Here is a 1,223-nt window from a genome sequence, read left to right on the forward strand (position 1 = left end):
TTTCTCCAAGTTTTTTTGATGTTAATGCAGATAATGCTAACAAGTTTGCGGAGGAGCCAGAATTTACCAACGTTACACTTTTTACTCCAAAAAATTTTGCAAATTCATATTCGAATTTTTCTGCAAATCTTCCTGTTGTAAGCCATCCATCAAGTGATGCTTCAACGAGATTTATATATTCTTCTTCATCAAATACTCTTCCAGCAAAGGGTATTACTGTTTTTCCAGGTATAAATTCTTTTTTTATTTTATTTTTTGCATATTTTTTTGTAAGTTCTATTATTTCTTTTCTTATTTCTTCCATTTTTAATCCTCCAACCACTTTATTTTATTCTCGAAATATTCTATTTGATTTATACATAAATCAAATACATCATTTTTCTTATAATTTTTATACCATTCCACAGTTAGTTTTATTGTTTCATCTATATTTAATGTTGGTTCCCAATTAAGATAAAACTTAGCTTTACTAATATCTAAATTCAATAATTTTGCTTCATGTGGATGATTTTTATTTGATAAATCTTTCCATCTACCTTTTCCATAGTATTTTATAACTTTTTCTACTATTTTTTTTACTGTTACTATTGAATTTAAATGTGGGCCAAAATTCCATGGGCCACTATATTTTTCTGGGTTTTCCGCTAATTTTGTACCTAAAAGTAAATATCCACTTAACGGTTCAAGTACATGTTGCCAAGGCCTAATTGCATGAGGACTTCTAATTTCTATTGGTTTATTTTCTTCTAATGCTTTTATACAATCAGGAATTATTCTATCTTTTGCCCAATCTCCGCCACCTATTACATTTCCTGCTCTTACTGTGGCTATGACCTTATTATGTTTTTCAAATTCTTTAGGATTAAAAAATGATCTTAAATATGCACTTGAAACTATTTCACTTGCTCCTTTGCTTGCACTATATGGATCGTATCCACCCATTGGATCATTTTCTCTATATCCCCATATCCATTCTTGATTTTCATAACATTTATCTGATGTAATGTTAATTAATATTTTGGATTCGCTTGTATTTCTAAACGCTTCTAATACATTTACTGTTCCCATTACATTTGTTTCTATTGTTTCTCGTGGAGTTTCATATGATAATCTAACCAATGGTTGCGCTGCCAAATGAAAAATAATTTCTGGCTTATATTCTTCAAAAACTTGTTTCAATTTATTATAATCTCTTATATCCCCACGTATATCTATTATTTTTT

At 28.9% G+C, this 1,223-nt stretch carries 2 protein-coding genes; both read right to left on the reverse strand.

The annotated features are described in order from the left end of the window. Window positions 1-304, reverse strand: a 304-nt coding sequence (locus tag XO12_RS11065) for a DegT/DnrJ/EryC1/StrS family aminotransferase (RefSeq protein ID WP_175420345.1), incomplete at its 3' end; no start/stop codon positions are given. Window positions 305-306: 2 nt separating this feature from the next. Then, the coding region (gene rfbG, locus XO12_RS11070; protein ID WP_175420346.1) for a CDP-glucose 4,6-dehydratase at window positions 307-1,223 on the reverse strand (917 nt) is incomplete at its 5' end.

This window comes from Marinitoga sp. 1154 (assembly GCF_013363285.1).
In the GTDB taxonomy this organism is placed as follows: Bacteria; Thermotogota; Thermotogae; order Petrotogales; family Petrotogaceae; genus Marinitoga.